Source organism: Saccharothrix sp. NBAS 001, from assembly GCF_056640475.1.
On sequence record NZ_CM153251.1, the window covers coordinates 7,683,505 to 7,710,368 of the forward strand.

Sequence of the window (26,864 nt, forward strand, 5' to 3'; positions counted from 1 at the left end):
ACCGTGAACCTGTTCGGCACCGACACGCTCGTCATCGAGCAGCCCTGGGGCCCCGGCCGGCACCTGTTCGGCACCCGCTACCAGGTGCGGGCGTACACCGAGCACGACGTCCCGGTCGCCGCCGCGACCGACCGCGGCGGGCTCGGCCCGGTGCGGAAACTGCTGCGCACCACGGGTTTCTCCGGCCGCACGACGTTCGACCTGGTCGTGTCGCAGCACGGGCGGCCGCTGCTGCTGATCCGCAAGGGTCCGGGCCGGCCGCCGGTCCAGGTGTCCCGCCCGGACGGCACGCCGGTCGGCGCGCTGCACCGGGAGAGCCACACCCACTTCGCGCTGCTCGACCCGGCGGGCAACCGGATCTGCTACTTCGGCGACGCCGCCGGGTTCAGCCAGGGCGCGATCGCCAAGCGCGACGGCCGGCGGGTGCGCCGGGACGTGCTGCGCCTGCGCCCCGCGACGCCCGACCCGGTGCGGACGCTCGCGCTCGCGGTCGGCCTGGCCTTCGACGTGGTGCGCGGCAAGGGCACCGCCCACACCGGCGGCGGCGGGTTCGACTTCCCCGCCGCCTGACCCGTGCGCGCTACCAGGCGTCCTGGGTGAACCGGCCGGGCTCGTCGTCGTCGTCGCCGCGGGCCCGTCGCGGCTGACCGGCCGCGACGACGTCCTCCGGGTCGTCGCCCTCGCGGATCGCGTTGTAGGCGCGCTGGAGTTCGGGCACGCCGGACTGCAACGCGCGCTGCACGCTCTCGTCGCCCGCGCGCTCGCCCGACGCGATGTCCTGCCAGGTCATCTCGCCCGCGTCGATCCGCCGGGCGAGGTCGCGCAGCTCACGCGGCGCGGCGGCGCTGTTGGCGAACCGCGAGATCTCCGCGTAGTCCGCCTGCGACAGCCCCTTGGACCTCAGCTGCACCTGGGCGGCCTCGCGCGAGACCCGCTCGGCGTCGGCCATCCGCGCGTCGACGTCGGCGACCAGCGCGTCCAACCTGGCCTTGTCGTAGGGGAAGGTCACGGCGCACCCCCACCCGCGCCGCTGGGCGCCGGGGCCGGTGCCCCGCCCGTGCCACCGCCGCCGCCACCCGTTCCGCCGCCACCGCCACCGGCACCGCCGGCGCTGTACCGCCCGGTGCCGCCGACCGCGCCCTTGAGCCCGTACCCGTCGAGGGCGAGGCTGAACGCGCCGGACTTCACCGCCGACTTGCCGTTGTCGAACTTCTGCTTGCCGTCCTGCACGCCGTCCACGACGTCGAGCAGGTCGTTGACGTCCCGCACGTCCTTGAGCTTGGCCAGCGCGGTGCCCATGGCGACGATCCCGTCGATCATCCCCTGGACGCCCTCGATGATCGTCTGGATGGACAGGATGATCTTGCGGATGGCGTCCACGATCTGGATGGCGTCGTAGACCATCCACACCGCGCGGCCCCACCCGACCACCGGGATGGGCGCCATCAGCACGGCTTCCATCAGCTTGGTGACCAGCTTGTCGAGCAGGGTCAGCGCCAGGCCGGTCGCGGTGCGGCAGGTCGAGGCCATGGACTGGAACTTGTTGCCGATGATCCGGGCCACCTGCGAGTCCGCCTCGATGGCGAGCACCCACATGGTCTTCATCCGGACCTGGAACGCCTGCGAGGCGTCGCCCTCCCAGTGCGGCGCGAGCTGCTCGACGCCCTGGCCCACGTTGTGCCGGACGGAGTCGAGCGCCTTGGCGGTCTGGTCCCACGCGTTGGCGTTGGCGTCGATCTTCTCGAAGTCGCCCAGCAGCGGGCTGATCAGCGACTCGACCAGGTTCTCGCCGGTGACCTTCTGGTAGATCCAGTTGACGCCCTGGATCTTCCAGCCGGCCTTCTCGATCAGCTCCTTGGTCGTCTGGCGACCGGGCCGGTCCTCGGCGGCGGCGCGCAGGGCGACGGCGGGGTCCTCGACGTCGGCGTACCCGGTCACGCGCCACCCCCGAGCGTGGGCGCCTTCGCGGCCTCGGCGAGCTTGGCCAGCACCTCGTCGAGGATGCTCATGGCCATCTCGTCGCCCTTGGCGTACATGTCGGCGGCCTTGGCCAGGCCGTCGGCCTCCTTGGTCATCATCTGGTTGGCGAAGTCGAGCGTCTCGCCGTAGAGGTTGGCGACCCCGGTGACGATCGGCTGCAACAGCGCGAGCAGCCCGGTGAAGCCGGAGGTGTCACCGCCCTTGGTGACCGCGTGGTCCTTGATGGTCAGGAAGTGCTGCGCGTTGCGGGTCAGCAGTTCGCCGTACCCGTGCAACTCCGCAGGCTCGACCTTGAAGCCTTCACCCATGGGCGGATCCCTCCTCCTCCAAGTCGGGGAGTGGGACGATCCGGACGCCACCCAGGTTCCCTCACAAGAGTGATCGAGCGCCCGAACGGTCTCAACACGCCTGGACCATGAGGGCCATTCACGTTCGATCGCCCGATTCCCCCGACCTCCGCCGGCACCCATCGGCCACGCCGTGTAGTCAGAGAAGCACGGACCGTACGAACGGCCGTTCAGCTGATGCGAAGAGGACGAACATGACCAGGGCACCACTCCGCCACGCCCCCGCCCGGCTCCTGCGACTGCTGGCCGCCGTCGCACTGGCCACCCTCGCGACGCTCACCCTGACCTCCCCCGCCACCGCCGAGCCCAGCGCCCCGGCGGGCGAGCACCACCTGCAGAGCGCTGCCCGGCCGACGCAGTACCTGACGGCGGTCGACGGCGTGGCCGTCGGCCACAAGCAGGGCAGCGGGGTCGACACCGAGTGGCGGATCGACCCCGTCTCCCCCGACGCGGTCGTCATCGTCTCGCCCGAGTCCGGCGAGTTCCTCGGCCACGTGGACGACCAGGTCGTGATCGGCTCCCAGCCGACCGAGTGGGAGCTGGTCGACCGGACCGGCAACGGCCTGTACTCGATCGGCGTGCCGCAGACCGACCTGGTCCTCAAGCTCGACTCGTGGGCCGACAACACGCCGGTGACCCTCGCGCCCTACACCCGGTCCACCGAACTGCTCTGGGTTCCCCAGGCCGCCTGACCCGACGTCCCGCAGGCGACCCCTCGCACCCGGAGTCCCCACCCCGGGTCGGGGGATCGCCTGCGACCCTCAGCCCACCCCCACGAAGTCGGCGAGCGCCCGCAGGTCGCGCTTCACCGACCTCCGTTCGCGGCGGAGCATCCCGCGCAGCATCGAGTGCACGCGGCGGGTGAAGATCAGCTGCTCGGGCGCGGCGGCACGGGCGTCCTTCAACGCGTCGAGCGCCTCGCGATCGTGCCGGCGGAGGTAGTGCGCCCACGCGAGCGTGATCAGGTGCGAGGTCCGGCGCTCGGCGAGTTCGCCCGGCAGGGTGTCGTGCGGGACGTGGGCCGCCAACTCGACCGCCCGCGCCGGATCACCCGCCTCGACCGCCAACCACGCCCGGTGGATGGCGACGTTGGTCGGCCCGAACGCGAACCAGTGGTCGTTGCGGTCGCCGGTCAGGTCCGCCACGCGAGTCGCCTCGGCCAGGTAGTCGCGAACGCTCCGGTGGTCGCCGTGCGTGGCCGCCCCGACCGCGCCCTTGAGCATGAGCGACCCGTACACGGAGTACGACTCGGGCGTGCCGAGCCGCGACCGCAGCGCGTCGGCGGCGCTGACGGGCACGTCCGTGGATTCGGTCAGCCTGCCCGCGTGCCGCAGAACCACCGACAGCCGCCACGCCCCACCCGCGATCAACAACGGGTCGCCGGTCCGCTCCGCCGCCGCCATCGACCGTTCGGCGGCGACCCGGGGGAGGTGCGGTTCGCCGAGTCGGTCGAGCATTCCGGACGTCACCCGGTAGACCAGCGCCTGGAGTTCGTCCGCCTCGACGCGTGCCCGATCGGATCCCGCCTGCCGGGCGAGGTGCCAGGAATCGGCGATCATTACGGGGACCAGCGGAGCCATTTCCGACCACCGCTCCGTTTGCGAGCACACAAAAGCCCGTTCGACCCGGAACCGGAGGTGTTTCGCGGACACGCGCGGTCGTTCCGGCAGGTCGAGCAACCCGGCGATCCCGTCGTACCGCAGCATGGCGGCCTCGATCGCGGGCACGGCGTCCGGCGCGCTGTCCGGAACCCCGACCCGACCGGGCACCGCGCGGAACGGTCCGGGCAACAGCGCGGAAGGGCTGACCTTCAACGCTTCGGCGACGGCGACGACGGTCGACAACCGGTCGACCTCGCGGGTTCCGCTCTCGATCTGCCGCAGCCACTCGGTGGTGCGCCCGCCGACGAGCCCGCACAGGACTTCCTGGGTCATGGACCGGCGCTTGCGGTAGTACGCGATGCGCTCACCGACCGACGCGTCGTCAACTGGTCGCACAACCCCAGCGTACCGACGGATTCAACCCCAACTCTTTGTTGGGGTTACGGCCAATCGCCCGGCCTACGGTCCGCAACCGACCTGATCAACCGGATTTCCGGCGAACAAGGCCGGTATGGAGGAAGCATTGATTTCGGCGAACATTCTGTCGACCACACGGCACCACATGATGAAGGGCGAGGTAGCCGAAGCGGCGGAGCAGCTCATCCGATTGTGGCTGACGCTCCCAGTCGACAGGTCACCCGACGACGTGGCCGAGCTTCGCAGCACGAGCTTGGAGTTGGCCGACCGTTTCCCGCCGGCCGAACCGGTCTCGGACCTGCTCCACACCGCCACGGCCGCCTACGTACGAGCAGGCGATCTGCTGTCCGCGACCGGAACGGCGACGCGAATGGTCTCGGTCTGGCGGGCCCGGTGCCAATCCGCCCCGACAGGTGACACGTTGGCCGGGCATGCGCACGCGTTGGACACGTTGGCCGGCGTCTACCGGGAGCGAACGATGCCCGACGAGGTGGCGGGCTGCCTCGTCGAACTGGTCGAGTGGCATGCCACCTGCGGGAATCAGGTCGGGGTGGCCTGGGCGGTCCGCGAGTTGGGCTCGCTCGCGTTCCTGGCGGGCGATCTGGACAACGCGATGGCCAAGTTCACCCGGGCCGACGAGCTGTACGCCGGGGATTCGGCCGACCTCCCGGTCGCGCAAGAGCGCGCGGAGTGCCACGTGCTGCTGGGACGCGCGAGTCTCGCCCGAGGCGACCGGGCAGGGGCGCGCGAGTGGTTCGCCCGGGCGCTCCGGTACCTGACCGACGCCGCGGCACGGGAAGTCCTGCAGCTCGTGCAGGCGGTCGACACGGGGACGGAACCACCGGAGCCCACCTCGGTGCGGATCGGCGAGTTCGGTCGGCCGGTGCGGGCCGCCGGTCCCGGGTAGGCCCGCCGGTGCTAGGTGCGGTTGCGGCCGCCGCCCGCCCGTGAGGCGAGGCGGCGCAGGAGGGCGCGGGGCATCAGCCGGGCGGCGGTGATGATCGCCTTGTACTGGGCTCCCGGGATGGAGAGCTGACGGCCGGCGCGGAGGTCGGCCAGGCAGTCGTGCACCACGCGGTCCGCGTCGAGCCAGAGGAACTCGGGGTTCTTCGACATGTCGATCTGCGCGCGCTGGTGGAACTCGGTCCGCACGAAACCCGGGCACAGGGCCAGCACCCGGACCCCCGTGCCGGCGGTCGCCTGGGCCATGCCCTCGGAGAACGCCGTCACCCACGCCTTGTCGGCGCTGTAGGTCGAGCCGCGCCCCGGCAGGAAGCCGGCCACGCTGGACACGTTGACCACGTCGCCCCGGCCGCGCGCGACCATGCCGGGCAGCGCGGCCCTGGTCAGCCGCAGCACGCTGGTCACGTTCACGTCGAGCTGGGTCTGGAGCTTGTCGGCGTCCGCCGCGAAGAACTCACCCGAAATGGCGAAGCCCGCGTTGTTGACCAGCAGGTCGAACGCGCGGTCGGCCAGCACCTCCTCGACCTCCGCCCGGCCCTCGACGGTCGACAGGTCGGCGGGCAGCACCTCGACCTCGACGCCGTGCCGGGACCTCAGCCGCTCGGCCTCGGACTCCAGCCGGTCCAGCGTGCGGGCGACCAGCACCAGGTCGTGTCCCTCGGCGGCGAGCCGGCGGGCGAACGCCGCGCCGATGCCGGCCGTCGCGCCGGTGACCAGGGCGAGCGGCGGGGTCACGGCTTGCGCCCGAACTGCGGGCGGTGGACCTCGCCACCGGTGTCGGTGTCCGGATCGGCGTCGAACGGGTCGACCACGTCAGCCAACTCCCCGAGGTCGCGCAGCAGTCGTTCCAGGCGGGCGGGTGTCGAGTTCGGCGGCGCGGCCGCCAGCACCCAGTCGTTCTCCAGCCAGACCACGGTGACGTCCGCGCCGATCTCCTCGGCGGCGTCGACCAGGTCCGGGGTGATGAGCTTGCGGGCGGCGGGCAGCTCGCTGACGAACGCGTACCGCGAGCCGACCGGGCCGAGCAGGTCGGGCATCTGGTCGCGCTGGAACGGCACGCTGGGCAGCCACAGCTCCACGACCACGCTGATGGCACGCCGGCAGCGCACGCCGACCAGCACCGAGTTGACCTTGCCGCCGGTCTCGTGGTCGAGCACGTACACCTGGCGGCGGCCGTCCGCGGTGAAGGTCGAGCCCGCCACCACGTCCTTCGCCACGCCCGTGCCGTAGTACGCGATCGCGCCGCTCTCCCAGCGGGTGGGCAGCACGTGGTCGGTCTCCTCGAACTGCCACCCGCGCAACGCCGCCCACCGACGCCGTTCGCGGTTACGCGCGGTTCGCTGCGCCCGGTCGGTCGCCAGCAGAGCGAACCCCGCGACGCCCGCGACCGCGGCGACGGTGAACCAGACCCACGCCGGTATGCCCACGAGTGCGAGGGTAGCGGGCGACGGCGACCAAACGAAGATCACTTGGTGGCTCGTTCGCATGATCGGCCCAACCCGTTACCCGGGACGCCGCTACGCCGGCTTTCTCGATCCACCCGCCCCCACCTCGACGGCCCGGTGGTCGTGCCTGGTCACGCCTCGTCCCGGACCGCGCGGCGGTCCGGGACGGGGCGTTGCGCTGTTCGGAGCCGGCCGCTCAGACCCGGCCGACGATCAGGCCCGACTGGTCGTCCAGCACGTCGACCCGCACCGCGTCGCCGTCGCGCACCTCGCCGGCCAGCAGTTCCTTGGCCAGCTGGTCGCCGATGGACGACTGGATCAGCCGGCGCAGCGGCCGCGCGCCGTAGACCGGGTCGAAGCCGTTGATGGCCAGCCAGTCGCGGGCGCTCGGCGTGACCTCCAGCGTCAGCCGGCGCTGCGCCAGGCGCCGCGCCAGCCGGTCGACCTGGATGTCCACGATCGAGGTCAGCTCCTCGGTGGCCAGCGACCGGAACACCACCACGTCGTCGAGCCGGTTGAGGAACTCCGGCTTGAAGTGGGTGCGGACCACGGACATCACCGCGTCGGTGCGCTGCCGCTCGTCCAGGTTGGCGTCCGCGATGACCTGGGACCCGAGGTTCGAGGTGAGCACCAGGATGGTGTTGCGGAAGTCGACCGTCCGGCCCTGGCCGTCGGTCAGCCGGCCGTCGTCCAGGACCTGCAGCAGCACGTCGAACACGTCCGGGTGAGCTTTTTCCACCTCGTCGAGCAGCACCACGCTGTACGGCCGGCGGCGGACGCTCTCGGTGAGCTGGCCGCCCTGGTCGTAGCCGACGTAGCCGGGCGGCGCGCCGACCAGCCGGGCGACCGAGTGCTTCTCCGAGTACTCGGACATGTCGATCCGGATCATCGCCCGCTCGTCGTCGAACAGGAACTCGGCCAGCGCCTTGGCCAGCTCGGTCTTGCCGACGCCGGTCGGGCCGAGGAACAGGAAGCTGCCGGTCGGGCGGTCCGGGTCGGCGACGCCGGCCCTGGTCCGGCGCACCGCGTCGGACACCACCCGCACCGCTTCGCCCTGGCCGACGACCCGCTTGCCGAGTTCGTCCTCCATCCGCAGCAGCTTGGCCGTCTCGCCCTCCAGCAGGCGGCCGGCCGGGATGCCGGTCCACGCGCTGACCACGTCGGCGATGTCGTCCGGGCCGACCTCCTCCTTGAGCATCACCGCGGCGTCCTGGGTGCTGCGGGTCGCCGCCTCCAACTCCTTCTCCAACGCCGGGATGCGGCCGTAGCGCAGCTCGGCGGCCCGGCCCAGGTCGCCGTCGCGCTCGGCCCGCTCGGACTCGCCGCGCAGCCCTTCGAGCTGCTCCTTGAGGTCGCGGACCTTCTCGATGGAGCCCTTCTCGTTCTGCCAGCGGGCGGTCAGCGCGGACAGGTCCTCGCGCTTCTCGGCCAGTTCCGCGCGCAGCGCGGCCAGCCGCTCGCGGGAGGCCGCGTCGGACTCCTTGGCCAGCGCCATCTCCTCGATCTCCAGCCGCCGGACCGCCCGCTCGACCTCGTCGATCTCGACCGGGCGGGAGTCGATCTCCATGCGCAGCCGCGACGCCGACTCGTCCACCAGGTCGATGGCCTTGTCGGGCAGGAAGCGGGCGGTGATGTAGCGGTCGGACAGGGTGGCGGCGGCGACCAGCGCGGCGTCGGTGATGCGCACGCCGTGGTGCACCTCGTAGCGGTCCTTGAGGCCGCGCAGGATGCCGATCGTGTCCTCCACGGACGGCTCGCCGACCAGCACCTGCTGGAACCGCCGCTCCAGGGCGGCGTCCTTCTCGATGTGCTCGCGGTACTCGTCGAGGGTGGTCGCGCCGACCATCCGCAGCTCGCCCCGGGCCAGCATCGGCTTGATCATGTTGCCCGCGTCCATCGCGGACTCGCCGGTCGCGCCCGCGCCGACGATGGTGTGCAGCTCGTCGATGAAGGTGATGACCTGGCCGGCCGAGTCGGTGATCTCCTTGAGCACGGCCTTGAGCCGCTCCTCGAACTCGCCCCGGTACTTCGCGCCGGCGACCATCGCGCCCAGGTCGAGGGCGACCACGCGCTTGCCGCGCAGCGACTCGGGCACGTCGCCCGCGATGATCCGCTGGGCCAGGCCCTCCACGATCGCGGTCTTGCCGACGCCGGGCTCGCCGATCAGCACCGGGTTGTTCTTGGTGCGCCGGGACAGCACCTGGACGACCCGGCGGATCTCGGTGTTGCGGCCGATCACCGGGTCGAGTTCGCCCTTGCGGGCGCGCTCGGTCAGGTCGACGCCGAACTTCTCCAGCGCCTTGTAGGTGCCCTCCGGGTCGGGGCTGGTCACCCGGGCCGAGCCGCGGACCTTGCCGAACGCGTCCTTGAGCGCGTCCGGGGTGGCCCCGTGCCGGCCGAGCAGGTCGGCGACCTGCCCGCCGTGCTGCGCGAGGCCGACCAGCAGGTGTTCGGTGGAGACGTACTCGTCGCCCATCTCGGTGGCGAGTTCCTGGGCCTTGCCCAGCACCCGGACGGCGTCGCGGGAGAGCTGGGGCGCGGACACCGAGGAGCCGCTGGCCGCCGGGAGGGCGCGGGCCAACTGCTCCAGCTCCTTGTGCACGAGCTTGGGGTCCGCGCCGACGGCGGACAGCAGCGGGGCGGTCAAGCCGTCGCCCTGGGCGAGGAGCGCGCCGAGGAGGTGGACCGAGGTCACGTCGGGGTTGCCCGCGACGGTCGCGGCCTGCACCGCCGCGGACACGGCCTGCTGCGTCTTCGTGGTCGGGTTGAAAGCGTCCATTCCTCACCTCGGTCGGTGGTTCCCTGCCTGGGGCCAGCCTGGCAAACCGGCCGCCATCCCGCTCAACGTCAGAAAAGTTGAGCCGGTTCCGCTCAACCTAGTCGAATCGGTGTGTCGTGGGCCACGCCTTGACCTCGACAATACTTGAGGTTTTACCGTAAGTGACATGACCGTGAAGCTGAACCACACCATCGTTTCCGCTCACGACGCCCGCGCGACCGCCGACTTCCTGGTCGAGGTCTTCGGATTGGCCCCCGCCGTCGCGTTCGGGCCGTTCCTGACCGTGGCGACCGCCAACGAGGTCACCCTGGACGTGCTGGCCACCGACGACGACATCAGCTCGCAGCACTACGCGTTCCTGGTCTCCGAGGCCGAGTTCGACGAGATCTTCGGCCGCGTGCGGGCGCGCGGGCTGTCCTACTGGGCCGACCCGTTCCAGCGGCGGCCCGGCGAGATCAACACCAACGACGGCGGCCGGGGCGTCTACTTCGAGGACCCGAACGGCCACCGGCTGGAGATCCTCACCGTCCCCTACGGCGGATGAGACGGGGATCACGGGGTCGAAATCCCGGTGCGCCCGACCGGGGGCGCACCCGACCATCCGGGTCATGAGTTCACTCGTGCACCACATCACGTTCGACTGCCGCGACGCCTACGCCCTGGCCACGTTCTGGAGCCGGGTCACCGGACGGCCGGTCTCGGCCGACGACCGGCCCGGCGACCCGGAGGTGCTGGTCGCGCTCCCGTCCGGCCCGGGACTGCTGTTCATCGAGGTCCCGGAGGGCAAGACGGTCAAGAACCGGGTGCACCTGGACCTCCAGCCCGACACCGCGCGGGACGAGGAGGTCGAGCGGCTGCTGGCCCTCGGCGCCTCCCTGCTCGACGACCAGCGCCGCCCGGACGGCACCGGCTGGGTGGTGCTGGCCGACCCGGAGGGCAACGAGTTCTGCGTGGAACGCAGCGCAGCCGAGCGGGCGGCGACCTCCTGACGCAGGTCACCCACATGTCGCAATCGGTTGTCCACATCGCAGGGGCAGTTATCCACAATCCCCAGGTGTGAATCCACAGGTGGTCACGGCACACCGCAGGAGTGCGGAACGCCGGCCGCCGGCCGGGTGAGACGCCCGCCTCGCCCGGCCGGGCGGGGCGGGTGCCGGCACCGGAAACACCAGTTCGGCGGGGCCGCTCGCCTGTCGGTGGGGCGCAATCCGCGAACCCGGTACACGTCAGCCGGAATGTTCATCCGAAGGTCGGAACGTATCGTGACCCTGTGTGAACCCACTGCACTCGAAGGTGGCATCAAGGAGTCAACCGGCCAGTTGACGGGTTAGCCTCCCATCGTCGGGGATGGAAGCTTGACGAGGACGTAGCGCCTTGCTGGCGCCGCCAGAAACGTGGAGACTGCGCCCGGACCATGACTGCGAACGCTGTGTTGAGCCCCATCCCGAGCCCTCCTCACCGAGAACCTCCTCCGGGTGTCACCGCGATGGTGCGGATGATCCGGGAGAGCTTCGCGGTCGTGGAGCCGCGCTCCGAAGAGGTCGCCAAGTTCTTCTACGGAATGCTGTTCAGCCTGGCACCTGCCACCCGCGAGATGTTCCCCGCGAACATGGAGGTGCAGCGGAGCAGGCTGCTGCGGGCACTGGTCCACGTCGTGCAGATGGTGGACCGCCCGGACGACCTGATCCCGTTCCTCCGCCAGCTGGGCCGCGACCACCGCAAGTTCGGCGTGGTCAACGTCCACTACGAGTCGGTCGGCACGGCGCTGCTCGCGGCCGTCAAGAAGTTCGCCGGCACCGCCTGGACGCCGCAGGTCGAACTGGCCTGGGCCGAGGCGTACACGATCATGGCGCGCGCCATGCAGGAGGCGGCGGCCGCCGACGACGGCCCGGCCTACTGGCACGCGACCGTGCTGGAGCACCAGCGGGTGAGCTGGGACCTGGCCGTGGTCCGGCTCCAGCCGGATCACCCGATCGGGTATCGCGCCGGCCAGTACGTGAGCGTCGAGACGCCGCAACGGGCCCGGCTGTGGCGGTACTTCTCGCCCGCCAACGCCCCGCGCGAGGACGGCATCATCGAGTTCCACATCCGGTCCGTCGAGGGCGGCTGGGTCAGCCGGTCGGTCGTCGGTCACACCCAACCGGGTGACGTGTGGCGCATCGGGCCGCCGATGGGCCGCCTGCACGTCGACCGGAAGGCCGGCCGCGACGTGCTCATGGTCGCCGGCGGCACGGGCGTCGCGCCGATGCACGCGATCATCGACGAGATGGCGCAGTGGGGCGAGAACCCCCGCGTGCACCTGTTCGTCGGCGGGCGCACCCGCGAGGACCTCTACGACCTGGACAACCTCCAGCGGGTCGCGGGGAGCAACCCGTGGCTGACCGTCGTGCCGGTGCTGGAGTCCGACCCCGGCGCGCGCGGCGTCGAGCAGGGCACCCTGGCCGACGTCGTCACCCGGTACGGGGCGTGGGAGGAGCGCGACGTGCTGGTCTGCGGCTCGCCGTCGATGATCCGCGCCACCGTGTCCCGGATGCTCGTCGCCGGCACGCCGCTGGACCGGATCAAGTACGACCCGTTCACCCTGGACTGACGCGGCTCCGCCGACCGGCGTGCGGGCCGGTGGCGGGGGCGTACCGGGTGACGGGTCCGAACCGGGCCGACGCCGTGCGGGCGAACCCCGGCGTGGAACGACGACGGCACCGTTCGGCGGGGAAGCCGGACCGGTGCCGTGGTGGTGCGTGACGTCAGCGCTGCCTGTTGGGCTTCCAGACGACCAGGGCGGTCTCGTGGCGGACCGGGACCAGGTCTCGCCGCAGCGAGGCGTGCACGGACGCGGCGGCGTGCTCGGCGGCGGCCAGCGCGGACGCCAGCTGCTCGGTCAGCTCGGCCACGTGCGCGCGCAACGCGCCCACCTCGTTCTCCAGCTCGATGATCCGCTTGATGCCCGCGAGGTTGACGCCCTCCTCCTGGGAGAGGCGCTGCACCTCGCGCAGCACCACGATGTCGCGCATCGAGTACCGCCGACCCCCGCCGGACGTGCGGCCCGGCGACACCAGGCCCATCCGGTCGTAGGACCGCAGGGTCTGCGCGTGCAGGCCGGACAGCTGCGCCGCCACCGAGATGACGAAGAACGGGGTGTCCTCGTCAGTGCCCGGTGGGAACGGGAACGTCATGTCGACCTCTTCTCCACCAAGGCGTTGAGGTCCGCCCTCGGGTCGTGCTGGGCGGTTGTCGACGCGTACGCCTCCAACGCCTCGCGCGCGGCGGCGTCCGTGTTGTTCGGCACCGCCACCTGCAACGTGATCAGCAGGTCGCCGACCTGCCCGTCCCGCTTGGCGATGCCCTTGCCCTTGGCCCGCAGCACCTGACCGGACTGCGTGCCCGCGGCCACCTTCACGGTCACCTTGCCCTCCAGCGTGGGCACGGTCAACGTGGTGCCCAGCGCCAGTTCGGGGAACGTCACCGGCACGGTCAGCGTCAGGTTGTTGCCCGTGCGCCCGAACACCGGGTCCGGGTTGACGTGCACGCGCACGTAGAGGTCGCCGTTGGGCCCGTTGTTGCGCCCCGGCTCGCCCTGCCCGGCCAGCCGGATGCGCTGGCCGTCGTCCACGCCGGCGGGGATGCGGATGGTCAGCGTGCGGGTCTTGGTGCTGACCCCCTCGCCGCCGCAGTCCGGGCACGGGTCGTCGATGATCCGACCGGTGCCCCGGCAGTCCGCGCACGGCTCGGAGAACGCGAACGCGCCCTGGTTGCGGGTGACCAGGCCGGCCCCGCCGCAGTTCGGGCAGGTGCGCGGCGAGGTGCCCGGCCGGGCGCCGGAACCCGCGCAGGTCGCGCAGGTCGCGGGGCTGGACAGCCGCATCGGCACGGTCGCGCCCTTCACCGCCTCGGTGAAGTCGATCCGGACGTCGGTCTCGACGTCCTCGCCCCGGCGCGGGCGGGTGGCCGACGACTGCGGGCCGCCACCGCGCCGGTTGAACAGGCCGCCGAGCAGGTCGCCGAGGCCACCGCCCATGCCGCCGCCCTGCTGCTGGCGGTTGAACAGGTCGCCGACGTCGAAGCCGCCGCCCTGGCCGAAGCCGCCGGGGAAGCCCCCGCCGCCCGCGAACAGGCGGCGGGCCTCGTCGTACTGCTTGCGCTTCGCGGCGTCCGAGAGCACCCCGTACGCCTCGGACACCGCCTTGAACCGCGCCTCGGCCTTGGCGTCGCCGGGGTTGGCGTCGGGGTGCAGTTCCCGCGCCAGCTTCCGGTACGCCTTCTTGATCTCGTCGGCCGAGGCGTCGGAGGAGACGCCCAGCTCCCGGTAGAAGTCCTTGTCGATCCAATCCCGGGCACTCACCGGACGCCCCCTCCCCTTCAGTCCTGCTGGTCGACCGGCGCGTCGCCGGCCGGTTCGTAATCGGTCACCGCGACCAGCGCGGGCCGCAGCACGCGCTCGCCGAACCGGTAGCCGCGCCGGAGCACGGCGGTCACCGTCGGACCGGTCACGTCCGGGGACGTGCCGTGCTGCACGGCCTCGTGCACCGCCGGGTCGAAGGGCTCGCCCTCGTGCCCGAACGGCTCCAGGCCGGTGCCGCTCAGGGCGCTGACCAGCTTGTCGGCCACCGCCTTGAACGCGCCGGTCAAGTCGCCGTGCGCGCCCGCCCGCTCGATGTCGTCCAGCACGCCGAGCAGTTCGCCGGCGACGTTGGCCTTGGCCGTGTTGACCACCAGCTCCCGGTCGCGCTCGACGCGCTTGCGGTAGTTGGCGTACTCCGCGGTCAGCCGCTGGAGGTCGGCCGTCCGCTCGTCCAACTGGGCCTTCAGCTCGGCCGCGGGGTCGGCCTCGACCGACCCCGCGTCGGCGGACCCGGCCTCGGCGGCGGCGTGGCGGCCGCCCTCCTCGGTCCCGGTGACCTCGTCGGAAGCGGGAGCCGGTGCGGCCTCCTCGGCGGGAGGACGCACCTCGCCCGTCTCCGGGTCGATGCGGCGGCGGTCGTTGACCACCACGTGCGGCTGCTCTTCCGACTGGGTCACTTCTTCTTGTCCTCGTCCTCGTCCACGATCTCGGCGTCCACCACGTCGTCGGCCTTCGGGCCGGCCGCGCCCGCGTCACCCGCGGGGGCGTCGGCGGTGGGGGCGGCCCCGGTGTTGGCGTAGAGGGACTGGCCGATCGCCTGCGACTCGGTGGCGAGCTTCTCCACCGCGGCCCGGACCTTGGCGATGTCGGTGCCCTTGAGCGCCTCGGTGGTCTCCTCCAGCGCGGCCTTGACCTTGTCCTTGACCTCGGCCGGGATCTTCTCGTCGTTCTCCTTGAGCACCTTGTCGGTCTGGTAGACCAGCGTCTCGGCCTGGTTGCGGACCTCGGCCTCGTCGCGGCGGCGCTTGTCCTCCTCGGCGTGCGCCTCGGCGTCCTTGATCATCCGGTCGATGTCGTCCTTCGGCAGCGCCGAGCCGCCGGTGATCGTCATCCGCTGTTCCTTGCCGGTGCCCATGTCCTTGGCGGACACGTGCACGATGCCGTTCGCGTCGATGTCGAAGGTGACCTCGATCTGCGGGACGCCGCGCGGGGCGGGCGGCAGGCCGGTCAGCTCGAACATGCCGAGCTTCTTGTTGTCCGCGGCGAAGTCGCGCTCGCCCTGGAACACCTGGATCTGCACGGACGGCTGGTTGTCGTCGGCCGTGGTGAAGATCTCGGACCGCTTGGTCGGGATCGTCGTGTTGCGCTCGATGAGCTTGGTCATCACGCCGCCCTTGGTCTCGATGCCCAGGGACAGCGGGGTGACGTCGAGCAGCAGGACGTCCTTGACCTCGCCCTTGAGCACGCCGGCCTGGAGCGCCGCGCCGACCGCGACGACCTCGTCCGGGTTCACGCCCTTGTTCGGCTCGCGGCCGCCGGTCAGCTCCTTGACCAGCTCGGCCACCGCGGGCATCCGGGTGGAACCGCCGACCAGCACCACGTGGTCGATGTCGCCGACCGAGATGCCGGCGTCCTTGATCACGTTGTTGAACGGCGCGCGGGTGCGCTCCAGCAGGTCGTTGGTGATCCGCTGGAACTCGGCGCGCGACAGCGTCTCGTCGAGGAACAGCGGGTTCTTGTCCGCGTCGACGGTGATGTAGGGCAGGTTGATGGTGGCGTTGTTCGAGCTGGACAGCTCGATCTTCGCCTTCTCCGCGGCCTCGCGGATCCGCTGCAGCGCCATCTTGTCCTTGGTCAGGTCGATGCCGCTGGACTGCTTGAACCGCTCGACCAGCCAGTCGACGATCCGCTGGTCCCAGTCGTCGCCGCCCAGGTGGTTGTCACCCGAGGTCGCGCGCACCTCGACCACGCCGTCGCCCAGCTCCAGCAGGGAGACGTCGAACGTGCCGCCACCGAGGTCGAAGACCAGGATGGTCTGCTCTTTCTCGCCCTTGTCCAGGCCGTAGGCCAGGGCGGCGGAGGTGGGCTCGTTGACGATGCGCAGCACGTTGAGGCCCGCGATCTGGCCGGCCTCCTTGGTGGCCTGCCGCTGCGCGTCCTCGAAGTAGGCCGGGACGGTGATCACCGCGTCGGTGATCTCCTCGCCCAGGTACGCCTCGGCGTCGCGCTTGAGCTTCATCAGGACACGCGCGCTGATCTCCTGCGGCGTGTACTTCTTGCCGTCGATCTCGTCGGTCGTCCAGTTCGTGCCGATGTGCCGCTTGACCGACCGGATGGTCCGGTCGACGTTGGTCACCGCCTGGTTCTTGGCGGGCTGACCGGTGAGCACCTCGCCGTTCTTGGCGAAGGCGACGATGGACGGGGTGGTCCGCGACCCCTCGGAGTTGGCGATCACCGTCGGCTCGCCACCTTCGAGAACCGCGACGACGGAGTTGGTCGTCCCCAGGTCGATGCCGACCGCTCGCGCCATTTGGATTCCTCCTGGTAGTACGTGTGTGAGAGCCCCGCGTTGAGCGGTGTGCGCTCAAGTTTGCCAGGTTCGGCGGACTTGAGTCCACTCGGCTCAACCTTTCTGCCTGTCCAACGACCGGGGAGCGTCCGGTGTTCCCGGCGGGGCGTGATCCGGGACACTGCGGACATGGACTCACCGGGCGACATGACGGCCGCCGTGACCGGCTCGATGCTCGACCGCACCGGTCGCACGCTGGACGAGTGGCTCGACCTCGTGGCCACCTCGGGTGTGGACCCGTTGGACCAGCGGGCCGTCCGCGCGTGGTTGAGAGACGCGCACGGGGTGAAGCAGAACACCCAGTGGGCGATCGCCGACGCAGCCGCACGTCGTGCGGGCTGGGCGGAACCGACGCTCACCGAGTACATCGAGTCCCAGTACACCGGGCGGAAGGCGAACCTGCGACCGGTGTACGACCGGGTGGCGGTGCTGGCGCTCGCGCTGGGCGAGGACGTCCGGGCCGAGGGCCGCTCGACCTACGTGCCGTTCGTCCGGGGCCGGCAGTTCGCGGCGGTCCAGGCGCTGGCCGGCCGGGTCGACGTGGGCCTGCGGTTCACCGACCCGCCCGCGTCCGACCGGCTCACGCCCGGCGGCCCCGGCCAGTCGACGCACAGGCTGTCGCTGACCGGGGCCGACCAGGTGGACGGTGAGGTGGAGGCCCTGCTGCGGGCCGCCTACGAGCAGAACGGCTAGGCCGTGCGGACCGTCAGGTCGCCGCTGTCCGAGCGCAGCACCAGCACGACCGACGCGTTCGGGTCGTTCTTGACGCCGTTGAGGTTCTTGTCGCCGCTGCCCGCGTCCGCGTCGATCTTGTAGGAGCCCTGCGGCACCCGGACGGTCAGGTTGCCCGACCCGGCGTTGGCGCGCACCGACTGCGGCACGGCCAGCTCGACGTCGATGTCGCCGGAGTTGTCGTCGATCACCACCGGGCCGCGCATCTTCGACAGTCGCGCGTTGCCGGAGCCGATCTTGCCGTTGAACTCGCCGCCGATGTCGGAGGCGACCAGGTCGCCGGAGTTGTTCTCCACCCGCACCGCGCCGGCGACGTCGCGCACGGTCGAGTTGCCCGAGCCGATGGTGACCGCGACGCTCGCGACGCCCTCCAGCGTCACGTCGCCGGAGCTGTTGTCCCCGGTGACCTTGACGTTCTTGGACGGCACGGTGACCTCGTAGTTGGCCGTGCACCGGCTGCCGCAGCCGTCGAGGACGAGCACGTCGCCCTCCAGGCGGTGCGTCGCGCCGGTGGGCTTGTCGGCGTCCTTGGGGTACTCGATCTTCCGGATCACCTGGGTGCCGGACGCGCCCTCGGCGCTGCGCACCCGGACGTTGCCGGCGCCGTTCTGGATGCGCACGGTGGAGACCGCGTCGGTGATGTCGGACGTGTCACTGAAGCTGTTCTCCACCAGCCGCACGCAGGACGACAGCGTTCCGGCGACGAGTACCGCCGCGACGGACGCCAACGCGATCCGCTTCACCACCACTGCCCCCTCAGGCATCAAGGTCATTGCCCTAAAACTAGGGGCACGGGGCCCGCCGGCCCACGGGGGAAGCCCCCGACCGGATACGGGGGTTGTCCCTACCCCGTTTGTCAGCGGAGCCGGCGGGGTCAGGCCAGCGCCTCCACCACGGCCCGCAGCGCGGGCGCGCACCGGGCGGGGTCGTTGAGGAACCGGTCGGACGCGATCACGTGCGACTCCGTCATCCGCTCCCACACCAGGCCCTGCACCGGGACCACGGTGATGGTCAGCCGGAACGGCTTCACGTACCGCCCGATCCGGCTCTCCACGCCGCGCACCACCTCGCCGATCGGCAGCGCGCCGGGCGAGCGGCCGGTGTGCAGCCGCTCGTACTCGGCGGCGGGGCCGCGCAACGCGATCACGGCCGCCCGCAGGCACGGCCGGACGGTCAGCGACGGACCGTCCGGGTCGACCGGCGTCGGCGCGGCCTGCTCGGTCCGCGCGTGGTCGAGCACGTCGGCCCACCAGCCCAGCCACTCCTCGGCCGCGCCCGCCCGGTCCACGCCGGGCGGCACGAACACCGGCACCGACGGGTCCAGCCCCGGCAGCTCCGGCACGGTGTCGACCGAGAGCGCCAGCGTGTCCCGCAGGAACAGCGCGGTGTTGACCGACTGATTCGTCCCGTGCGACACCTGCCACGACTCACGTCCGGCGAACCTCATTGCCCCAGTGTCCCGCGTGAAGGTCATCGTGAAGGCATCAGAAGGGACACGACCGGCTCCAACTGCTCGGCCGTTGGGGGGAAATCCGCGATCAGGCCCTGGATCAGCAGCCCGTCGAGGGCCGCGACGAACCCGAGGAACGCGGCCGGCTGCATGGTGCCGAACACCGACGACAGCAGGGTGATCCACCGCCGCGCGGCGGGCCGCAGCTCCGGCCGCCGGGCGGCGAGCAGGTACAGCTCGTACTCGGCCAGCGTGCGGCTCCGGTTCGGCCCGACCGCCTCGGCCAGGAACCGGGCCACCGAGCCCGGCGTGGGTTTCACCGCGCCGAACCCGAGCGCCATCTCGCGCGCGGACCACGTGAGCGTGGCGATCAGCAGGTCGTCGAGGGTCGCGTAGTAGTAGGTGGACGACGACACCGGCAGGTCCGCCTCGCGGGCCACCGACCGGTGCGACACGCCCGAGACGCCGTCGCGTTCGATCACCCGCAGCGTGGCCGCGAGCAGTTCCCGCCGACGGCGCTCGCCGCGCGCCCGCCGCCCGTCAGCCGGTGGTCTGACCACTGCCCAGCTCGATCGCCACGACGCCCAGCACGACCAGCACCAGCCCGCCGATCATCAGCGGGTTGACCGGCTCCTTGAACAGCACGACGCCGATCGTGGCGACGGCGGCGATCCCGAACGCGCACCAGATCGCGTAGGCCACGCCGATCGGCATCCCCATCTTGAGCACGAACCCGAGCGCGGTGAACGCGACCAGGTAGCCGACGACCACCACGACGATCGGCCACGGCCGGGTGAAGCCCTCGGAGAGCTTGAGCGACACCGTCGCCGCGACCTCGCCGGCGATCGCCAGGGCGAGCAGCAGGTAGACCACCGGTGAGCCTCCAACTAGTTGGACGGACGTCCCACTAGTTTATGTGATCGGCCACGCTCAGGTGGTTACCCGTGAGTAGTCGGGCGTAATGTGCCCAGCCAGGAGACCGGACGAGAAAGGCCGCCACCACATGGGAGCCCTCCAGCTCACCCTCGGCGCCGTCGGCGTCGCCGTCAGCGTGTTCGCCTGGGGCCTGTTCGTGGCCGGCGTGGTCCGGATGATCAAGATCATCCGACTGGGCCGTCCCGACGCGACGCGCAACGGCCCGTTCGTGCCGCGTCTGCGCACCTTGGTCGTGGAGTTCGTCGCGCACACCCGGATGGCCAAGTTCCGCAAGGTCGCCCCCTGGCACTGGATGGTGATGTGGGGCTTCCTGATCGGCTCCGCCGCGCTGTTCGAAGCCTACGGCGAGGTGTTCCAGCCGGCCTTCCACTGGCCGGTCATCGGCTCGTGGCCGGTGTGGGGCCTGCTGGTGGAGCTGCTCGGCCTCGGCACGGTGGTCGGCGGCGTGGCGCTGGTGGTCATCCGCCAGCTCAACCACCCGCGCCGCGCCGACCGGATCTCCCGGTTCGCGGGCTCGGACTTCAAGGCCGCCTACTTCGTCGAGGCGGTCGTGATCATCGAGGGTCTGGGCATCCTCGGCGTGAAGGCGTTCAAGCTGTCCTCCGGCCTGGAGGAGATGCCGCTGTGGTCGTCGTTCGTGACGCTGCCGCTGAGCCACCTGCTGCCGGCGAACCCCGACTGGGTCTCGATCATGGCGATCATCAAGCTGATGTCCGCCATGGTCTGGCTGGTCGTCGTCGCCCGGAACCTGACCATGGGCGTCGCCTGGCACCGCTTCAGCGCGTTCTTCAACATCTACTTCAAGCGCGAGGACGACGGCGGCGTCGCCCTCGGCGCGCTGCGCCCGATGATGAGCGACGGCAAGGTCCTCGACCTGGAAGAGGCCGACCCGGACAAGGACACCTTCGGCGTCGGCAAGGTGGAGGACTTCACCTGGAAGGGCTGGCTGGACTTCAGCACCTGCACCGAGTGCGGTCGCTGCCAGTCCCAGTGCCCGGCGTGGAACACCGGCAAGCCGCTGTCGCCCAAGCTGGTCATCACGCAGCTGCGCGACCACGCCTACGCCAAGGCCCCGTACCTGCTGGCCGGCGGCAGCAAGGACATGGCGGGCGACGAGGTCGGCCTGACCGAGGACAAGTACGAGGACTACAAGAAGCGCCTGGAGTCCGTCGACGTGCTGGCGATGGCCGAGTCCGAGCGCCCGCTGGTCGGCGGCGCGGCGGAACTGGGCGTCATCGACCCCGAGGTGCTGTGGTCCTGCACCACCTGCGGCGCGTGCGTCGAGCAGTGCCCGGTCGACATCGAGCACGTCGACCACATCGTCGACATGCGCCGCTACCAGGTGCTGATCGAGTCGAACTTCCCGTCCGAGCTGGGCGGCATGTTCAAGAACCTGGAGAACAAGGGCAACCCGTGGGGCCAGAACGCCAAGGACCGCCTGGCGTGGACCGACGGCCTGGACTTCCCGGTGCCGGTGTTCGACGGCGAACTCGGCGACACCGAGTACCTGTTCTGGGTCGGCTGCGCGGGCGCGTTCGAGGACCGGGCCAAGAAGACCACCCGGGCGGTGGCCGAACTCCTGCACACCGCGGGGGTCTCCTACACCGTGCTCGGCCCGGAGGAGACCTGCACCGGCGACCCGGCGCGGCGCGCGGGCAACGAGTTCCTGTTCCAGATGCTGGCCCAGCAGAACGTCGAGGTGCTCAACACGGTCTTCGAGGGCAGGGAGGCGGGCCGCCGCAAGATCGTGGTGACCTGCGCGCACTGCTTCAACACGCTGGCCAACGAGTACCCGCAGGTGGGCGGCCAGTTCGAGGTCGTGCACCACACCCAGCTGCTCAACCGCCTGGTGCGCGAGCGCCGGCTGGTGCCGGTCGCCGAGGTCACCGAGGACGTGACCTACCACGACCCGTGCTACCTGGGCCGGCACAACAAGGTCTACGAGGCGCCGCGCGAGCTGGTCGGCGCGTCCGGCGCGAACCTGCGCGAGATGCCCCGGCACGGCGACCGGTCCATGTGCTGCGGCGCGGGCGGCGCGCGGATGTGGATGGAGGAGCGGATCGGCAAGCGCATCAACGTCGACCGCGTGGACGAGGCGCTGGGCACCGCGCCGTCGAAGATCGCCACCGGCTGCCCGTTCTGCCGCGTGATGCTCACCGACGGCGTGACCGCCCGGCAGAACGAGGGCCAGGCCGGTGCGCACGTCGAGGTCGTGGACGTGGCGCAGCTCCTGCTCACCGCCGTCCGCCGGGGCCAGGGCGCGCCCGCGGCCGTCGAGCCGGAGAACGCCGACGCGTGACCCCCTGAACGCGGGCGAGGCCCCCTCCGCGGGCTGCGGGAGGGGGCCTCGTCTCGTCGTCGCGGGTCAGTCGTCGTCCGCGATCCGGTCGTAGACCAGGTTCAGCACCCAGCTCGTCAACGCCACGATGATCGCGCCCCAGAACGCCGGCCAGAAGCCGGTGACCTGGAACGGCAGGCCGAGCCGTTCGGCCATCCAGCCGGTGAGCCAGAACATCAGGCCGTTGACCACCAGCCCGATCAAGCCCAGCGTGACGATGTAGAACACGCAGCCGAAGAACTTCACCACCGGCTTCACGACCGCGTTGACGAGCCCGAACAGCAGCGCCACGCCGAGCAGCGTGCCGATCTTCGCCGGCGTCGAGCCGTCACCCAGGTCGATGCCGGGGATGACCGTGGAGACCCAGACCGCCACCGCGGTCAACAGCACCTGCACCAGAAAGCCCATGCCGCGCAGGCTAGTCGCTGACCGCGCTCGGACCGGGTCAGGCGCGACGCCTGCGCGCCGCGAACCAGGTCAACCCGCCGCCGCCCACCAGCAGCCCACCGATCAGCGGCAACGCCCCCGGCGACGCGCCCGTCCCGGCCAGCCCACCGCCGTCGGCCACCACCGGGACGACCGTCGTCGTGGTGCCGGGCGTGGTGCTGGTCGGTGCCGTGGTCGTCGGACTGGTCGTGGGGCTGGTCGGCGTCGTGGTCGTGGTCGGGTCGACCACGGTGATCCGCACCGACGACTCGTCGTTGGCCGGGACGGCGTCGGGTTCGGTCGTCACGACCCGGAAGCCGATGCGGTCCACCCGCTCGGTCAGCTTCACGGTGACCGTGACCTCGACCCGCTCACCGCCCATGACGTGCTTCGGCGTGCGCCACTTCCCGTCCCACGGCTCGGCGCCCGCGACCCCCAGCACCGCCAGGGGAGACGTCGGCACCAGCCCGACCCGGACCGGCGGGATGCTCCGGTTCACCAGCGGGACGACGATTTCCAGCACGTCGCCCACCCGGTAGGCGTCCCGCACCGGGGTCACCGCGAGCGGGCCGGTCGCGAAGTCGTACTCGGCGTGGAAGTACCGCGCGTCCAGCCGGACGTCCTGCCCGCCCGCGATCGTGATCTTGCGCGCCGGCTCGACCCAGTCCACGTCGTGCGGGTGCTCCGGCGGGGCGAGGACCAGGTCCTCGGCCGGACCGGGCGTGCCCGGCGAGAAGACGAACTCGCCGTCCGGCACGTCGTGCACGCGCTGGATCCCGTCCGGGCCGGGGTGGTCGGCGGTCAGCGCGACGGGCCCGGTCAGCGAGTAGGTCCGGCCGGTGCCGGGTCGGGGGAGGGCGCGCTCGTCGTCCTGCTTCACGGTGTCGAGGTTGGCGTCCCAGAAGCTGTAGCCCCAGACCGTCGCGCCCCGGATGCCGAAGTCGAACGTCCCGCCGCCCTCCTTCGGGAAGAACGAGGAGGCCGTGGTCGCCCGGTACACGTCGGTGTTGTGGTTGTAGATCGCCAGGGGGCCGTCCGGCACGTCCGCCCGGTAGTGGCCGGTGTCGTCGGTGCCGAACTCGCCGATGAACTCCTTGGTGGCCCCGTCGAACACGCGCACCGCGCGGCCGTTCGCCAGCGGCGGCTCGCCCTGGTCCACCACGCCGTTCTCGTTGCGGTCGAACCACACCAGGCCGGTGATCGACGTGGTGCCGTCCTGGGCGTGCGCCAGACCCGGCAGCACCACCGAGAGGGCGACCGCGCCCACGGCCGCCCATCGTGCGTTCTTCACTCGTCGTCCCCCAGAAATCGCCGTATGCGGGGCTATCGACCACCCATCAGGTGATGTTTCGAGATGTGGATCACACCCGTGACGCGCGCTGGGCGGTCCGTGGACCTACGGTCGGACCCATGACATCCACCGGCGCTGCGGAGACGTCCGCGGCCGAGACGCCCAAGGGCGGGGAGAGCACGCTCACCGTGCTGCTGGCCCTGGCGGTGAACCTGGCCATCGCGATCATGAAGGCGATCGCCGGCGCGATCACCGGATCGGCGGCGATGCTCGCCGAGGCCGCGCACTCCGTGGCCGACACGTTCACCGAGGGCCTGCTGCTCACCGCGCTGCGGAGGTCCGAACGCCCGGCGGACCGCCGCCACCCGTTCGGCTACGGCAAGGAGCGGTACTTCTGGTCGCTGCTCGCGGCGGTGTCGATCTTCGTGTCGGGCGCGGTGTTCGCGTTCTACGAAGGCGTGCACACGGTGTTCGGCGAGCCGACCGAGCAGACCAGCCCCGGCGTCGGGTACCTGGTGCTGGCGATCGCGTTCGCGCTGGAGTCGGTGTCGTTCACCCAGGCGTTCCGGCAGGTGCGGCGCGGCGCGCGGGAGGAGGGGCGGTCGGTGGTCGCGTTCCTGCGGATGTCCGACGACCCGACCGTGAAGACGGTGTTCTTCGAGGACTCGGCCGCGCTGGTGGGCCTGCTGCTGGCGTTCGGCGGCCTGGGCCTGCACCACCTGACCGGTTCGTCGGTGTGGGACGGGGTGGCGTCGCTGCTGATCGGCGTGCTGCTGGCGTTCTGCGCGTACGTGCTCGCGGGCACCAACCGCGGCCTGCTGATCGGCCGTCAAGCGGACCCGAAGCTGGTGAAGGCGGTGTGGGACTACCTGCGCGAGGTGCCCGAGGTGGAGCAGGTGGTCGACCTGCTGACGATGGCCGTCGGCACGGACCGGGTGCTGCTGTGCGCGCGGCTCGACTTCGACGACGCCCTGTCCGCGGCGGACCTGGAACGGGCGTGCGTGCGGATCGACGGCGAGCTGAGGGCCAGGTGGCCGGACCTGGACGAGGTGTTCCTGGAGCCCGTGCCGAGGACCGATCCCCAGCTGAGGAAACGAGTCCTGGCCAGGTACGGCGACGTCTTCTAGCCCGGGGCTCGCCGGTCCGGGGCCCTAGCTCGGACGCCGGGTGTCGCTGCGGTGGAAGTTCAGGTAGGCGCGCGAAGGGGTGGGCCCGCGCTGCCCCTGGTAGCGGGACCCGGCCTGCGTCGAGCCGTACGGGAACTCGGCGGCCGAGCTGAGCCGGAACAGGCACAGCTGCCCGATCTTCATGCCGGGCCACAACGTGATCGGCAGGTTGGCCACGTTCGACAGTTCCAGCGTGATGTGCCCGGAGAACCCCGGGTCGATGAACCCGGCGGTCGAGTGCGTGAGCAACCCCAACCGCCCCAGCGACGACTTGCCCTCCAACCGGCCCGCGAGGTCGTCCGGCAGCGTCACCAGCTCGAAGGTCGACCCGAGCACGAACTCACCGGGGTGCAGGACGAACGGCTCGCCGTCCTCCGCCTCCACGAGCGAGGTCAGGTCGTCCTGCTGCATCGCCGGGTCGATGTGCGTGTACCGGGTGTTGTTGAACACCCGGAAGAACCGGTCGAGTCGGACGTCGATGCTGGAAGGCTGCACCATGACGTCGTCGAACGGCTCCAGCACCAGGCGGCCCGAGTCGACCTCTTTGCGTAGATCGCGGTCACTCAACAACACGCCGACAGCCTATGTGTATGATCGGACCCGCACCGCACGCGGGTGTAGTTCATTGGTAGAACGACAGCTTCCCAAGCTGTAGAGGCGGGTTCGATTCCCGTCACCCGCTCAGCGCACGAAGGCCCAGGTCGGAGTCAGCGACCTGGGCCTTCGTCGTAGGTGGGGCACGACGTCACCGTGCTGTTCACCCGACCGGAGCCAGGCCACCCGCCGCGCCATCGTCGTGCTGGTGGTCACCGGCACCCGAACGCTCCCGGTCCACCAACCCGCTGAGCCCGTCTGCGATCTCCCGAACTGCCTCGCTGGTCGCCCGCCGGTGGATCGATGTCGCCCAGGGGCTGTCATGCCCCATCCGCGCCGTCATGCCGTCGGCCCTTCGCCTGGTGCTCGCTCTCGATCATTTCACGCGTGAGGGCTCACCTGCTGAGTTGAGATCGGTGCTGGGTGCCCCGGACAGCCACACGACGTGGGTACTCGCGCTCTCCTCCTCGAAGTAGCGCAGGGCATCCTCGGGACGGGTGGTCTGCACCCGGAAGGTGCCGTCGCGGGACACGATCTCCGCGTGCCCGTCAAAGGCCATGCCGTAGGCCGCGACGTGCCCGTCATGGCGGTGGCCGTACTCCAAGCCGACGGCGAACAGTCGCGGCGCGTCATCCTCGGCCAGGCACCGGAGGAAGGCCATGAACTCCGTTGGGTCCCAGAGCGGTTCGCCGATGCCGTGGTCACTCATGCCGCTGGGTCTCCATGCTGGTGATGAGTTCGGTGAACTCGTCTGCTGTGAGCAGTGCGCGGATGGTCTGCGTCGGCGAGACCAGCCAACGTGCCACCTCGTCGCCGGTTGCGTCTGCCGGAAGAGGAACCGCCGAACCGTCGCTGAAAACCCGGACTTCGTCCCGGTCGAGGTCGACCAGGAACGGAGGCCGCACGACGAACAGCATGATGGGCAGGTCAGGTGAAGACAGCACAGGCGTCGGTCGAGTGGAGAACCACTGATGACCGAGGATTTCCGTGGTCTGGCGGTGCCGAACCGAGACGACGCCGAACGAACCGTTCGTCACGCCGAGGATGGTGGGGCTGAAGTCGCCCGCTCCTGCCCACCACTGACGCACCACGCTCAAGTCTGTGGTCGCCTCGGCGACTGGATGCAACTCGACCGTCTCCAGCACCTCGCCGGTCACTGGGTGAACGAACGCACCATCCTCACCCACCGCGCCAGGAATCACCAGCCAGCCCATCTCGGCGTAGCCGACTGCCATCTCGCCGACTGTGGCCAGGGTCTGAGGGGCGGAGCTTGTAAGTGTCATTTCCTACCTCGATTCGAAGTGAGGGATCCCGTGTGACCGATCGGTGCACGTCTGAGCGCCTGCGGGCTGGACCAGATAAGGCCGTCCAGCAGCCTTGTCCGCCAGGGCGTCGGCCGCAGCCCTGAGGTCATTGCTCAGCCGGCACTCCACCTCAGCCAACGGCACGGTGTATTCGCCGGTGCAGAAGGGGTTGTCCTCATCCAGCAAC

29 protein-coding genes and 1 tRNA gene are annotated in these 26,864 nt (G+C 70.9%); 10 read left to right on the forward strand and 20 right to left on the reverse strand.

All coding sequences use genetic code 11. From position 1 onward, the window contains the following. Nucleotides 1–3: 3 nt before the first annotated feature. Nucleotides 4–570, forward strand: coding sequence for a hypothetical protein (locus tag AC0HI0_RS33605; RefSeq protein ID WP_480927493.1), 567 nt, complete (start codon nucleotides 4–6; stop codon nucleotides 568–570). Between the two features lie 10 nt (nucleotides 571–580). Here AC0HI0_RS33605 and AC0HI0_RS33610 read toward each other — a convergent pair whose 3' ends face one another. The 3 genes from AC0HI0_RS33610 to AC0HI0_RS33620 are packed head-to-tail and all read right to left on the reverse strand — an operon-like array spanning nucleotide 581 to nucleotide 2,288. Continuing rightward, nucleotides 581–1,009 (reverse strand): hypothetical protein, encoded by a 429-nt coding sequence (locus AC0HI0_RS33610; protein WP_480927494.1) that lies wholly within the window; start codon nucleotides 1,007–1,009, stop codon nucleotides 581–583. Further along, entirely contained in the window at nucleotides 1,006–1,938 is a 933-nt protein-coding gene (locus AC0HI0_RS33615; protein WP_480927495.1) for a WXG100 family type VII secretion target, read from the reverse strand. Before AC0HI0_RS33615 ends, AC0HI0_RS33610 begins: the two co-directional genes overlap by 4 nt. Continuing rightward, nucleotides 1,935–2,288: a hypothetical protein gene (locus AC0HI0_RS33620; protein ID WP_480927496.1), complete on the reverse strand. Its 354-nt coding sequence runs from the start codon at nucleotides 2,286–2,288 to the stop codon at nucleotides 1,935–1,937. Before AC0HI0_RS33620 ends, AC0HI0_RS33615 begins: the two co-directional genes overlap by 4 nt. Before the next feature lie 233 nt (nucleotides 2,289–2,521). Between AC0HI0_RS33620 and AC0HI0_RS33625 the strand changes: the two genes are divergently transcribed. Further along, complete coding sequence (locus AC0HI0_RS33625; RefSeq protein WP_480927497.1) at nucleotides 2,522–3,019, forward strand: hypothetical protein; 498 nt, start codon at nucleotides 2,522–2,524, stop codon at nucleotides 3,017–3,019. Between the two features lie 69 nt (nucleotides 3,020–3,088). Here AC0HI0_RS33625 and AC0HI0_RS33630 read toward each other — a convergent pair whose 3' ends face one another. Continuing rightward, complete coding sequence (locus tag AC0HI0_RS33630; protein ID WP_480927498.1) at nucleotides 3,089–4,324, reverse strand: helix-turn-helix domain-containing protein; 1,236 nt, start codon at nucleotides 4,322–4,324, stop codon at nucleotides 3,089–3,091. A 115-nt stretch (nucleotides 4,325–4,439) separates the two neighbouring features. On the opposite strand from AC0HI0_RS33630, the gene AC0HI0_RS33635 reads away from it, so the two are divergent. Further along, nucleotides 4,440–5,252 carry a tetratricopeptide repeat protein gene (locus AC0HI0_RS33635; protein WP_480927499.1) on the forward strand — a complete coding sequence of 271 codons (813 nt, stop codon included), beginning with the start codon at nucleotides 4,440–4,442 and terminating at the stop codon, nucleotides 5,250–5,252. Between the two features lie 11 nt (nucleotides 5,253–5,263). On the opposite strand, the gene AC0HI0_RS33640 is transcribed toward AC0HI0_RS33635, so the two are convergent. From AC0HI0_RS33640 to clpB, 3 genes are all read right to left on the reverse strand, one after another. Continuing rightward, complete coding sequence (locus AC0HI0_RS33640; protein WP_480927500.1) at nucleotides 5,264–6,043, reverse strand: SDR family NAD(P)-dependent oxidoreductase; 780 nt, start codon at nucleotides 6,041–6,043, stop codon at nucleotides 5,264–5,266. Next, complete coding sequence (locus tag AC0HI0_RS33645) at nucleotides 6,040–6,735, reverse strand: type III secretion system chaperone family protein (protein WP_480927501.1); 696 nt, start codon at nucleotides 6,733–6,735, stop codon at nucleotides 6,040–6,042. Before AC0HI0_RS33645 ends, AC0HI0_RS33640 begins: the two co-directional genes overlap by 4 nt. 214 nt (nucleotides 6,736–6,949) lie before the next feature. Then, nucleotides 6,950–9,532 carry an ATP-dependent chaperone ClpB gene (gene clpB / locus AC0HI0_RS33650; protein WP_480927502.1) on the reverse strand — a complete coding sequence of 861 codons (2,583 nt, stop codon included), beginning with the start codon at nucleotides 9,530–9,532 and terminating at the stop codon, nucleotides 6,950–6,952. Nucleotides 9,533–9,698: 166 nt separating this feature from the next. Here clpB and AC0HI0_RS33655 point away from each other — a divergent pair, with 166 nt between their 5' ends. The 3 genes from AC0HI0_RS33655 to AC0HI0_RS33665 all read left to right on the forward strand — a co-directional run bounded on the left by AC0HI0_RS33655 (nucleotide 9,699) and on the right by AC0HI0_RS33665 (nucleotide 12,122). Further along, on the forward strand, nucleotides 9,699–10,076 hold the full coding sequence (locus AC0HI0_RS33655; protein ID WP_480927503.1) for a VOC family protein: 378 nt from the start codon (nucleotides 9,699–9,701) through the stop codon (nucleotides 10,074–10,076). A gap of 64 nt (nucleotides 10,077–10,140) precedes the next feature. Further along, the gene (locus tag AC0HI0_RS33660; RefSeq protein WP_480927504.1) at nucleotides 10,141–10,521 is read left to right on the forward strand and encodes a VOC family protein; all 381 of its coding nucleotides are present in this window, start codon (nucleotides 10,141–10,143) and stop codon (nucleotides 10,519–10,521) included. A 497-nt stretch (nucleotides 10,522–11,018) separates the two neighbouring features. After that, nucleotides 11,019–12,122 (forward strand): FAD-binding oxidoreductase, encoded by a 1,104-nt coding sequence (locus AC0HI0_RS33665; protein WP_480927505.1) that lies wholly within the window; start codon nucleotides 11,019–11,021, stop codon nucleotides 12,120–12,122. Nucleotides 12,123–12,276: 154 nt separating this feature from the next. Here the strand turns inward: AC0HI0_RS33665 and AC0HI0_RS33670 are convergent, their stop codons facing one another. The 4 genes from AC0HI0_RS33670 to dnaK are packed head-to-tail and all read right to left on the reverse strand — an operon-like array spanning nucleotide 12,277 to nucleotide 16,401. Further along, on the reverse strand, nucleotides 12,277–12,705 hold the full coding sequence (locus tag AC0HI0_RS33670; RefSeq protein ID WP_480927506.1) for a heat shock protein transcriptional repressor HspR: 429 nt from the start codon (nucleotides 12,703–12,705) through the stop codon (nucleotides 12,277–12,279). After that, nucleotides 12,702–13,871 carry a molecular chaperone DnaJ gene (gene dnaJ / locus AC0HI0_RS33675; RefSeq protein WP_480927507.1) on the reverse strand — a complete coding sequence of 390 codons (1,170 nt, stop codon included), beginning with the start codon at nucleotides 13,869–13,871 and terminating at the stop codon, nucleotides 12,702–12,704. The genes AC0HI0_RS33670 and dnaJ overlap by 4 nt, the downstream gene beginning before the upstream one ends. 17 nt (nucleotides 13,872–13,888) lie before the next feature. Then, nucleotides 13,889–14,548, reverse strand: coding sequence for a nucleotide exchange factor GrpE (gene grpE, locus AC0HI0_RS33680; protein ID WP_480927508.1), 660 nt, complete (start codon nucleotides 14,546–14,548; stop codon nucleotides 13,889–13,891). Continuing rightward, complete coding sequence (gene dnaK / locus AC0HI0_RS33685; protein ID WP_480927509.1) at nucleotides 14,545–16,401, reverse strand: molecular chaperone DnaK; 1,857 nt, start codon at nucleotides 16,399–16,401, stop codon at nucleotides 14,545–14,547. The genes grpE and dnaK overlap by 4 nt, the downstream gene beginning before the upstream one ends. 168 nt (nucleotides 16,402–16,569) lie before the next feature. Between dnaK and AC0HI0_RS33690 the strand changes: the two genes are divergently transcribed. Beyond that, entirely contained in the window at nucleotides 16,570–17,133 is a 564-nt protein-coding gene (locus AC0HI0_RS33690; protein ID WP_480927510.1) for a DUF5655 domain-containing protein, read from the forward strand. Here AC0HI0_RS33690 and AC0HI0_RS33695 read toward each other — a convergent pair. From AC0HI0_RS33695 to AC0HI0_RS33710, 4 genes are all read right to left on the reverse strand, one after another. Next, nucleotides 17,130–17,936, reverse strand: a complete 807-nt coding sequence (locus AC0HI0_RS33695; protein WP_480927511.1) for a DUF4097 family beta strand repeat-containing protein — start codon at nucleotides 17,934–17,936, stop codon at nucleotides 17,130–17,132. The two genes, AC0HI0_RS33690 and AC0HI0_RS33695, sit on opposite strands and share 4 nt — an antisense overlap. A 110-nt stretch (nucleotides 17,937–18,046) precedes the next feature. Then, nucleotides 18,047–18,619: a hypothetical protein gene (locus tag AC0HI0_RS33700; protein WP_480927512.1), complete on the reverse strand. Its 573-nt coding sequence runs from the start codon at nucleotides 18,617–18,619 to the stop codon at nucleotides 18,047–18,049. 23 nt (nucleotides 18,620–18,642) lie between these two features. Further along, complete coding sequence (locus AC0HI0_RS33705) at nucleotides 18,643–19,182, reverse strand: TetR/AcrR family transcriptional regulator (protein ID WP_480927513.1); 540 nt, start codon at nucleotides 19,180–19,182, stop codon at nucleotides 18,643–18,645. Next, the gene (locus tag AC0HI0_RS33710) at nucleotides 19,163–19,495 is read right to left on the reverse strand and encodes a DMT family transporter (RefSeq protein ID WP_480927514.1); all 333 of its coding nucleotides are present in this window, start codon (nucleotides 19,493–19,495) and stop codon (nucleotides 19,163–19,165) included. The genes AC0HI0_RS33705 and AC0HI0_RS33710 overlap by 20 nt, the downstream gene beginning before the upstream one ends. A 130-nt stretch (nucleotides 19,496–19,625) precedes the next feature. On the opposite strand from AC0HI0_RS33710, the gene AC0HI0_RS33715 reads away from it, so the two are divergent. Further along, nucleotides 19,626–21,857 carry a (Fe-S)-binding protein gene (locus AC0HI0_RS33715; RefSeq protein WP_480927515.1) on the forward strand — a complete coding sequence of 744 codons (2,232 nt, stop codon included), beginning with the start codon at nucleotides 19,626–19,628 and terminating at the stop codon, nucleotides 21,855–21,857. Between the two features lie 66 nt (nucleotides 21,858–21,923). Here the strand turns inward: AC0HI0_RS33715 and AC0HI0_RS33720 are convergent, their stop codons facing one another. Together AC0HI0_RS33720 and AC0HI0_RS33725 are read right to left on the reverse strand one after the other, a co-directional pair. Further along, nucleotides 21,924–22,304, reverse strand: a complete 381-nt coding sequence (locus AC0HI0_RS33720; protein WP_480927516.1) for a phage holin family protein — start codon at nucleotides 22,302–22,304, stop codon at nucleotides 21,924–21,926. A 37-nt stretch (nucleotides 22,305–22,341) separates the two neighbouring features. Further along, nucleotides 22,342–23,613, reverse strand: a complete 1,272-nt coding sequence (locus AC0HI0_RS33725; protein ID WP_480927517.1) for a hypothetical protein — start codon at nucleotides 23,611–23,613, stop codon at nucleotides 22,342–22,344. A gap of 119 nt (nucleotides 23,614–23,732) precedes the next feature. On the opposite strand from AC0HI0_RS33725, the gene AC0HI0_RS33730 reads away from it, so the two are divergent. Continuing rightward, nucleotides 23,733–24,740 carry a cation diffusion facilitator family transporter gene (locus AC0HI0_RS33730; protein WP_480927518.1) on the forward strand — a complete coding sequence of 336 codons (1,008 nt, stop codon included), beginning with the start codon at nucleotides 23,733–23,735 and terminating at the stop codon, nucleotides 24,738–24,740. 24 nt (nucleotides 24,741–24,764) lie between these two features. Here AC0HI0_RS33730 and dcd read toward each other — a convergent pair whose 3' ends face one another. Continuing rightward, on the reverse strand, nucleotides 24,765–25,352 hold the full coding sequence (dcd, locus tag AC0HI0_RS33735) for a dCTP deaminase (RefSeq protein ID WP_480927519.1): 588 nt from the start codon (nucleotides 25,350–25,352) through the stop codon (nucleotides 24,765–24,767). 38 nt (nucleotides 25,353–25,390) lie between these two features. Between dcd and AC0HI0_RS33740 the strand changes: the two genes are divergently transcribed. Next, nucleotides 25,391–25,461, forward strand: a tRNA-Gly gene (locus tag AC0HI0_RS33740). Nucleotides 25,462–25,749: 288 nt separating this feature from the next. Here the strand turns inward: AC0HI0_RS33740 and AC0HI0_RS33745 are convergent. Then, nucleotides 25,750–26,082, reverse strand: a complete 333-nt coding sequence (locus AC0HI0_RS33745) for a hypothetical protein (protein WP_480927520.1) — start codon at nucleotides 26,080–26,082, stop codon at nucleotides 25,750–25,752. Further along, on the reverse strand, nucleotides 26,075–26,608 hold the full coding sequence (locus tag AC0HI0_RS33750; protein ID WP_480927521.1) for a bifunctional DNA primase/polymerase: 534 nt from the start codon (nucleotides 26,606–26,608) through the stop codon (nucleotides 26,075–26,077). Before AC0HI0_RS33750 ends, AC0HI0_RS33745 begins: the two co-directional genes overlap by 8 nt. Nucleotides 26,609–26,864: the final 256 nt, after the last annotated feature.

Excerpts from the sequence above, each read along its gene's own strand:
- dnaK (WP_480927509.1), bottom strand. The coding sequence starts at position 16,401 with ATGGCGCGAGCGGTCGGCATCGACCTGGGGACGACCAACTCCGTCGTC.
- AC0HI0_RS33720 (WP_480927516.1), bottom strand. The coding sequence starts at position 22,304 with ATGGGCTTTCTGGTGCAGGTGCTGTTGACCGCGGTGGCGGTCTGGGTC.
- AC0HI0_RS33665 (WP_480927505.1), top strand. The coding sequence starts at position 11,019 with ATGGTGCGGATGATCCGGGAGAGCTTCGCGGTCGTGGAGCCGCGCTCC.
- AC0HI0_RS33715 (WP_480927515.1), top strand. The coding sequence starts at position 19,626 with ATGGGAGCCCTCCAGCTCACCCTCGGCGCCGTCGGCGTCGCCGTCAGC.
- AC0HI0_RS33700 (WP_480927512.1), bottom strand. The coding sequence starts at position 18,619 with ATGAGGTTCGCCGGACGTGAGTCGTGGCAGGTGTCGCACGGGACGAAT.
- AC0HI0_RS33695 (WP_480927511.1), bottom strand. The coding sequence starts at position 17,936 with ATGCCTGAGGGGGCAGTGGTGGTGAAGCGGATCGCGTTGGCGTCCGTC.
- AC0HI0_RS33730 (WP_480927518.1), top strand. The coding sequence starts at position 23,733 with ATGACATCCACCGGCGCTGCGGAGACGTCCGCGGCCGAGACGCCCAAG.
- AC0HI0_RS33745 (WP_480927520.1), bottom strand. The coding sequence starts at position 26,082 with ATGAGTGACCACGGCATCGGCGAACCGCTCTGGGACCCAACGGAGTTC.
- AC0HI0_RS33660 (WP_480927504.1), top strand. The coding sequence starts at position 10,141 with ATGAGTTCACTCGTGCACCACATCACGTTCGACTGCCGCGACGCCTAC.
- AC0HI0_RS33670 (WP_480927506.1), bottom strand. The coding sequence starts at position 12,705 with ATGACGTTCCCGTTCCCACCGGGCACTGACGAGGACACCCCGTTCTTC.
- AC0HI0_RS33625 (WP_480927497.1), top strand. The coding sequence starts at position 2,522 with ATGACCAGGGCACCACTCCGCCACGCCCCCGCCCGGCTCCTGCGACTG.
- AC0HI0_RS33635 (WP_480927499.1), top strand. The coding sequence starts at position 4,440 with ATGGAGGAAGCATTGATTTCGGCGAACATTCTGTCGACCACACGGCAC.
- AC0HI0_RS33620 (WP_480927496.1), bottom strand. The coding sequence starts at position 2,288 with ATGGGTGAAGGCTTCAAGGTCGAGCCTGCGGAGTTGCACGGGTACGGC.
- clpB (WP_480927502.1), bottom strand. The coding sequence starts at position 9,532 with ATGGACGCTTTCAACCCGACCACGAAGACGCAGCAGGCCGTGTCCGCG.
- AC0HI0_RS33750 (WP_480927521.1), bottom strand. The coding sequence starts at position 26,608 with ATGGCAGTCGGCTACGCCGAGATGGGCTGGCTGGTGATTCCTGGCGCG.
- AC0HI0_RS33655 (WP_480927503.1), top strand. The coding sequence starts at position 9,699 with ATGACCGTGAAGCTGAACCACACCATCGTTTCCGCTCACGACGCCCGC.
- AC0HI0_RS33690 (WP_480927510.1), top strand. The coding sequence starts at position 16,570 with ATGGACTCACCGGGCGACATGACGGCCGCCGTGACCGGCTCGATGCTC.